At 69.2% G+C, this 7,148-nt stretch carries 4 protein-coding genes; 1 reads left to right on the top strand and 3 read right to left on the bottom strand.

The window, feature by feature from the left end; genetic code table 11:
- Nucleotides 1–2,557: hypothetical protein (locus VF794_RS20850; protein WP_331113072.1), on the top strand; the 2,557-nt coding region annotated here is incomplete at its 5' end.
- A 295-nt stretch (nt 2,558–2,852) separates the two neighbouring features.
- On the opposite strand, the gene VF794_RS20845 is transcribed toward VF794_RS20850, so the two are convergent.
- The 3 genes from VF794_RS20845 to VF794_RS20835 all read right to left on the bottom strand — a co-directional run.
- The gene (locus VF794_RS20845; RefSeq protein ID WP_331113070.1) at nt 2,853–5,705 is read right to left on the bottom strand and encodes an SBBP repeat-containing protein; all 2,853 of its coding nucleotides are present in this window, start codon (nt 5,703–5,705) and stop codon (nt 2,853–2,855) included.
- Nucleotides 5,706–5,807: 102 nt separating this feature from the next.
- A complete protein-coding gene (locus VF794_RS20840; protein WP_422653119.1) occupies nt 5,808–6,440 on the bottom strand; it encodes a Kelch repeat-containing protein in 633 nt (210 codons plus the stop codon).
- Nucleotides 6,441–6,452: 12 nt separating this feature from the next.
- The coding region (locus VF794_RS20835) for a Kelch repeat-containing protein (RefSeq protein ID WP_331113066.1) at nt 6,453–7,148 on the bottom strand (696 nt) is incomplete at its 5' end.

The following is a 7,148-nucleotide window of genomic DNA, read 5'->3' as shown; positions in this document are numbered from 1 at the left end:
CTGGACGGGCCGGCTTCCCTTCCTCCCCAAGAACAAGCCCCTCTCCTTCGTCGCCATCGCCTCCAACACCTCGGGGGCCGAGCTCTTCCGGGGCTCCACCCACCAGACCCTCACCGAGGACAACACCCCGGTGAGCATCGTTCTCACTCCGGCGACCCATCGCGCGGACATCACCCTGCCCCGCATCCAGCGCATCACCCTCCCCACCGAGCTGTTCCCCGAGCGGAGCTTCCCTCTCAGCTTCCTCGTCACGGCCCGCGCTGGCGAGCGCCTCGACTATGTCCTCGAGGGGGCCGGCGGCACCTTCTTCCCATCCCAGGGCAGCGTCGTGATGGAGGGCACCTCCGCCACCTTCGTCATCCGCTACACCGCCCCCGAGGTCGCCTCCACCACCGACTTCTCCCACGCCATCCGCCTCACCAACCGCGACGGCCACTCCGTCCGCACCACCTTCCGCCTCCGCGTCCGTCCTCCCTCTTCCGAGGGCGTGCGCGACACCTCTTTCCTTGTCCGCTTCAATCCCGTCATCAACGCCTTGAGCGCGGTGCGCGTGCCGGGGACGCCCCAGGTGGCCTTCGAGGCCTCCGTCTCCGACAACCGGCCCCTCTCCGAGCTCTCCTACGCCTGGAGCCTCTCTCCCGACGGTCCCCATGCCCCGCCCACCTTCTCGGCCCAGGCCAACCCCACCCTGCTCCAGGGCTACACCGCCGAGCTGCGTGGCACCCTGCGGCTGGAGGTGACGGACGCGGAGGGCGGTACCACCACCCTGCTCTACGTCCTCCCGCCCAATCAGTTCCCCGACAACCCCACCGCGGACACCGGCTTCAAGTCCCTGCTCGCGGGCGAGAGCCATACCTGTGTCCTGCTCAGCGACGGCGCCCCGCGCTGCTGGGGCCTCAACGACTCCGGCCAGCTTGGCCAGGGCCACACCCGCTCCCTCGGTGACGACGAGCCTCTCTCCTCGGTGGGCAACGTTCCCCTCGCGGAGAGCGGCGCCCAACTCGCCGTGGGCGGCCACCACACCTGCGCCCTGCTGGAGGGCGGCGCCGTGCGCTGCTGGGGCCACAACAACTCCGGCCAGCTAGGCCATGGGCATACGCGCTCCCTCGGTGACGATGAGGCCTTCTCCAACTCCGGCTATGTGCCTTTCGGTGGCCGGGCCGTCGAGCTGGTGGCCGGCTTCGCTCACACCTGCGCCCTGCTGGACACCGGCAAGGTGCGCTGCTGGGGCCACAATGCCCATGGCCAGCTCGGCCTGCGTCATACCCGCCCCATCGGCGATGATGAACTGCCCTCCGGAGATGTCGACGTGGGCGGCACCGTGCGGCCCCTCGTCTCGGGCGCCTGGCATACCTGCGCCCTGTTGGAGGGCGGCACCGTGCGCTGCTGGGGCCGCAACGACTCTGGCCAGCTAGGCCTGGGCCATACCCGCCCCATTGGCGATGATGAGTCACCGGCCAGCGTGGGTGTTGTCAGCCTGGGCGGCACCGTCGTGCAGCTCGCCGCCCACGGCACCAGCCAGCATACCTGCGCCCTGCTGGAGGGCGGCACCGTGCGCTGCTGGGGCCGCAATGCCCATGGCCAACTGGGCCAGGGCCATACCAATTCCATCGGCGATGACGAGACGCCTGCTTCCGTGGGCAGCGTGAACACGGGAGGCCCTGTCCTTCAGCTCGCCACCGGCGCCGAGCACACCTGTGCCCTGCTGAGCCCCGGCGTCCTCAAGTGCTGGGGCCGCAACGAGTCCGGACAGCTCGGCCGTGCCAATACCGCCTCCCTCTCCACTCCCCCCTCCACCCCTGTGAACCTCGGTGGCACCATGGCCTTCCAGCTCGCCACCGGCGCCTGGCACACCTGTGCCCTGCTGAGTTCGGGAGAGCCCCGGTGCTGGGGTCGCAACACCCATGGCCAGCTCGGCCTGGGCCACACCTACAACCTCGGCGATAACGAGGCGCCCTCCGGTGCGGCCCTCACCACGCCGCTGCCTCCCCAGGTCGTGGAAGCCTCCCAGTCCGCGGCCTCCGTCGCGGGCGGCGCCTCCCTCACCCTCCTGGTGCAGGCGATGGACCCCCAGGCCAGCCGCCTCTCCTTCTCCTGGAAGGCCAATACGGGAACGATCTCCGTGGCCACGACGAGCACCGACACCAGCCAGGTGAGCTGGACGGCCCCCTCCTGCACCACACCGAGTGTCACTCCCACGGTGACGGCCATGGTGAGCAATGCATTCGGGCTCGTGGCCTCCATGGCCTTCACCCCCTCGGTGACAGCGGGCTCCTGCATTCAAGCCACCATCACAGTGACGGCGGGGACCTACGGCGGCAATTGTGGGACTTCACGCGGGAACGTGACGAGTGCTCTCCGAACCGCATGCACTGGAAAGGCGCTCTGTGACTACGTGGTGGACTATCGGGTGCTCGGCGATCCCGCTCCTGGTTGCGCAAAGGACTATGTCGCTGAATGGACTTGCAATAATGGCTCGGGAAACGTGAGGACGTACCGTGTTTCGCCCGAAGCTGGCTTTGGTGGCGTGGCCAAGCTGTCGTGCACCACTCCATAGGGGAAGAGCCCCTATGGCAACTCGATCAGCAGGGCGATCTATAACGACGTGCCGTGAATGAGAGTTCCCCCGAGCTTTCACGCCACAGGCTGTCGAAGACCCGAATGACGGCCTTGTTCGGTAGTCGGTGGAAAGCTCCGCGCGAAAGCTCCGCGCGGAGCACCACCACGGGAGTTGCCGAAGTAACTTACGCTCCGGGCCAGAAGACGGGCCGCTCGGCTCCCTATTGAACGAGGGCTCGCGGCGCTGTCCAGCCGCCGCGAGCCCCCTTTACTTCAAGCAACCCCTGGACGCGTCAGCGACCCTGGATCTCGAAGTTGGTGACACCCCAGGACTCGCCCATCAGCCCCGAGAGACCCTCGGCGGACAGGTCCAGCGTCAGGTTCGACGCGGTGTGGTCCAGGTTGAGTTTGATGCGGTAGACGCTGTCGCGGTACGGGTAGCCGAGCGAGTCGATCTCGATGGCATCCGTCTGGGCCGGCATCCCCGGGAAGGGGTAGGACTGGAAGGTCCCATCCCAGTTGGAGAAGGTGGCGTTGACCAGCTCCACGCCGTCCGCGGACGCCTTCCAGGTGGTCGGGCTGCCGAAGAAGGCGTTCTCTCCCGTCCAGGCGTTGATGACGTAGAGATCGAACGAGACGGCCAGCTTCGTATGGGTCCCCAGGCTGTTGAGGGTGAGGCGCACGTTCTGGTTACCGAACTCGCCCAGGAACATGCGACCGCCCAGTGGCGTCACGTTGGTGACGATGCTGTCCCACTCGCCCCCGATGTTGCCCGTGAAGTTGTTGAAGTAGACGCCGACCACCTTGGCGACGGGCACGTCGGTGTCGTGGCCGGCCTTCTCGCGCCGGTCGATCAGCTCGGCGGAGGCCTCGGCGAGGACGGGGTTGCCCGTGGCGCCCACGTCCAGGATGCAGTCATCCTTGAGGGCCGGATCCGTGATGGCCGCGCAGGCCGCCTCGCCCGCGGCCCGCTGCTCCGGGGTCAGCGCGGGGAGGGACAGGAGCGTCCGGGGCGCCCCCAGGTCCGTGCAGTCCGTGCCGTGCTCGAGCAGCAAGGAGTCCACACCCGGCTGAACACGCCAGTGAGTCGCCAGGCTGTCCAGCCCATGGTACATGTCGCCGAAGGTGAGCAGCGAGGCCAGCTGCGAGCCATCGCGCCGCATGTACTCATTGTCCTTCGAGCCGTCGCCATCGCCGAACAGCCCGCGGATGGTACCGAGGCGCGACTTCGGGACGGCCAGGAAGACGTTCATGTACGAGCCGGCCGGCGTGGCGCTCAAGCGCTCACCCGTGGGCCACGAGACGGTGTAGGCCGCGTTGGACCGGGAGACCACGCCGCCACCCGGCAGGATGAGGGGGGTGGTGAGGGTCTTGGCCGCTCCGTTCACCCAGACCTCGCCGTTGGAGAGCACCTCGACGCGGTTGGTGCCCACGAGCGCCCCCACGTTGCGGAACGTGGCCACGCTCGCCCCGGGGCTCCAGGCGCACTGACGCCCCTGCACGTCGAAGGATGCGTCCCCCTCCATGCGCGCGAGGACGAAGTCGCCCGAGGCCTGGAAGTCATAGAAGAGCTTGTCGAAGGTGAAGTAGTGCGGATCTCCCGTCGCACCGCTGTCGTCGCAACGCGGGTCCTTCTTCGAGATGCGACAGCTGTTGTTGAAGGACAGCACCATCGAGTCGAAGAAGCCTCCCGTGAAGGTCTCTCCCGCCCCATCGCAGATCTTGCCGTCGCTGCTGCCGGCCAGGAAGACGCGTTCCTGCCCATCCACGGCGACGCCGCGGGCCGTCTCACGCGCGGGCCCTCCCAGGTGCTCGGTCAGCAGGCGCTTTCCCGTCTGGGCGGCATAGTCGATCATCAGCATGTCGGAGCTGCCGAGGGCGGCGTCCGTCGTGTAGTCGGTCTCGCTCGCGCCCGCGACGATGACCTGGTCCTTGTTGTAGGCGATGGAGTAGGCGTAGTCGTTGCCGGTCCCCCCCTCCTGCTTGAGCCAGGTAGGCGGGTTGAGGTTGTCGTCGAGCCTGGCCGTGAAGACGTCATAGGCGCCCTTGTTGGTGTTCCCGGCGAAGGCGGCGTTGGTCTGGCCCGTGACGTAGACGAAGGTGCCGCTGGCCTCCTGGGCCGTGGTGATGCCGTAGGCGTAGTCCGTGCCGGCCGTGCCGAGCAGCAGCGTGCGCTCCAGCGTCCCCGAGTTGCCCATGTCCTTGTAGCGGACGATGAATGCATCCGCGCTGCCGCCCTTGTACACCTGCCCGCTCAAGCCTCCGGTGGTGTAGCCCGTCACGTAGATGGCGCCGTTGGCGCCCACGCTGACGCCGCGCGCGATGGTGGCCTTGCCGTTGACGCCCAGCTGGTGCACCCAGGCGAGCGTCCCGTTCGCCAGGTACTTGGCGATGAACATGTCCGTGGTGCCGGTGGGCGGCGTCCGGAAGCCCAGGTTGCCGTTGGTGGAGCCCACCACGTAGGCATTGCCCGCGGCATCCGTCGCGACGCCATAGGCGTTGTCGGTGCCGGACGAGCCGAGCTGGATGCGCCACCGCTCGGCCTGGGTGTTGGCGTGGTAGCGGACGAGGAAGACGTCGCTGCCGCCCTTGTGGGTGCCCGCCAGGGCGCCGTTGGTGTAGCCGGCCACGTAGAGGTCCGTCGAGTTGCACGTGCCCGGCACCACCGCGACCGACGTGGCCTGGTCGTTGGCGGTCGAGCCCGCCGTGCCGAAGTACTTGACCCAGTCGGTGCTGCCATCCGGCAGCGAGCTCCTCACGACGACGTCGTAGCCACCCGGGCCGTTGAGCGTGCCGAGCTGCCCCTGCGCGTAGCCCGCGGTGAAGACCCGGTCACAGGCCGCGGCCGCGGCGTAGGCCTCGTCGAAGCCAGCGGCGCCCTGGAGCCGGCCCCAGTCGTAGCCCTCATCCTTGGGGCAGTACATGGCGCGCGCGGTGGAGGCGTCCAGCGGGACGGCCGGCTCGTCGAAGACGTCCACGGGGAGCGTGAGGCGGGGGCTGTCGGCCGGCTCTCCCTTGAGCCTGCGATTGCCGACGGGGGCTTCCTTCTCTTCCCCGGACTGCTTGTCCTTGGCCGCGGCCGAGTCACTGAAGCCCACGCCGAGGCAGAGAAGGCCCAATCCCATCGTCTTGAAAACCTGTTTCAAACGTCTCTCCTATGAGTGTGTTGCCGCCGCGCCCGTGGGGCGCGGAATCCACGCGGGTGTGGAATCTGGAGACACCCCGGCCCACTGCGTGAGGCCAGGCGTCTAAGGTCTGTAGCGTTCCGTCGGAACGGGTCTGGCGAAGCTGTCGATGCCGCCTGTCACGAGGACGCGGCCATCGGGCAGCCGGGTCGCGGTGTGGTAGCGGCGGTCCAGGGAGGCACAGGAGGTGACGGTCCACGTGCCAGTGGTGGGGTCGTAGAGCTCCGCGGAGGCCAGCGCGGAGGTGCCATCATGTCCGCCCGCCACGAGGACACGGCCATCGGCGAGGAGCGTGGCGGAGTGGTAGCGGCGGGGCAGCGCCATGCCGCCCGTGGGCCGCCAGGAGCCGGTGGCCGGATCGTACAGCTCGGCCGTCGCCAGGGTCTGGTTGGGTTGACCGGGTTGAGGCGCGCCAAAGCCGCCCACCACGAGGACGCGACCATCGGCGAGGCGCGTGGCGGTGTGGTCCATGCGCGGCGTGCCTGGGACGAGGGTGGAGGGCGAGGTCCAGGATCCGGTGGCCGGGTCGTACAGCTCGGCGGAGCGGAGCACGGTGGAAGGCAGGCCGGGCGAGGCCGAGCCCAGGCCCCCCACCGCGAGGACGCGGCCATCGGCGAGGAGCGTGGCAGTGTGGTAGCGGCGGGGCAGCGCCATGCCGCCCGCGGGCCGCCAGGAGCCGGTGGCCGGATCGTACAGCTCGGTGGTGCTCTACGCGGAGGAGGACAGTCCACCGGCCACGAGGACGCGGCCGTCCCGCAGCAGGGTGGCGGTGTGGAAGTAGCGGGGAGTGTTCAGGGCACCCGTCCCGGTCCAGCCGGCCTTCGAGGGCGACAGGAGCTCGGCGGTGGCCAGGGGGGCACTGCTCCCGAAACCACCGGCCACGAGGACGCGGCCATCGGGCAGCAACGTGGCGGTATGGCGGTTGCGGTACGTCGCGGAAGCGAGGGCCTCCCAGGTGCCGGCCTCCGGGTCGTACAACTCCGCGCGGACGAGTTGGTTTCCAGGGCCGAAGCCACCCGTGACGAGCGCTCGGCCATCGGCCAGCACGGTGCTGGCGTGGCGGTAGCGGGGCTCGACGAGGGGGGCGAGGGAGGTCCACCGGCCGCTGTCCGGGTCATACCGCTCCACCGAGGAGAGGATGCCGTCGCGGGGGTTGTAGCCGCCGGAGACGAGCACCTGTCCCGAGGGCAGCAACGCCGTGCCGTGGTAGGCGCGAGGGTAGAGCATGCTTCCCGTGGGTCTCCAGGAGCGGGTGGAGGGGTCGTACAGCTCGGCGGAGGCCAGCGGCTTGTTGGCCAGGCCATTGCCGCCGAGGACGAGCACTCCGCCGGAGGCCAACGGCAGCGCCGAGTGGAGTGCGCGGGGCGCGCCCATGGCGGCGGCGGCACTCCAGGCGCCGGTGGT

The sequence above is a fragment of the Archangium sp. genome (genome assembly GCF_036389735.1).
Taxonomy (GTDB): domain Bacteria; phylum Myxococcota; class Myxococcia; order Myxococcales; family Myxococcaceae; genus Archangium.
This window is presented reverse-complemented; position numbering and strand designations above follow the sequence as displayed.